The organism is Variovorax sp. VRV01 (assembly GCF_014852545.1).
Classification (GTDB): domain Bacteria; phylum Pseudomonadota; class Gammaproteobacteria; order Burkholderiales; family Burkholderiaceae_C; genus Variovorax; species Variovorax beijingensis_A.
The window spans coordinates 1-429 of record NZ_JACVBS010000072.1 but is presented as its reverse complement, the minus strand read 5'-3'; the positions used below and the strand labels follow the sequence as shown (position 1 = coordinate 429).

Genomic DNA, 429 nt, shown 5'->3' with positions numbered 1-429 from the left:
CCATTTCCTCGGGGAAGTAGCTCTTCTTGAAGCGCTCGGGGTCGTTCCAGATGGTGCGGATCATCGAGGGCCAGGGCCGCTTGATGACCAGCATGCCGCCCGCGCCGTTGGGCAGGTCCTTGCCGGTTTCGTCCACGATGGCGGCCGCGATGCCCGGCAGCGGCAAGGTGCATGAGCCCGGCACCAGCGGCGTGGCGCCCGGCAGGGGCGTGATGACGTGGCCGCCGGTCTCGGTCTGCCAGAAGGTGTCGACGATCGGACATTTCTCATGGCCGATATGGCGGTGGTACCACATCCAGGCCTCGGGGTTGATGGGCTCGCCCACCGAGCCGAGGATGCGCAGGCTGTCCAGGTTCCAGTTCTTCGGGTGCACCTTCTCGTCCGATTCGGCGGCCTTGATGAGCGAGCGGATGGCGGTGGGGGCGGTGT

At 66.9% G+C, this 429-nt stretch carries 1 protein-coding gene; it reads right to left on the bottom strand.

What is annotated here, in order from left to right; genetic code table 11:
- Positions 1 to 429, bottom strand: a 429-nt coding sequence (locus tag IB278_RS33650; protein WP_192328884.1) for an AMP-binding protein, incomplete at both ends; no start/stop codon positions are given.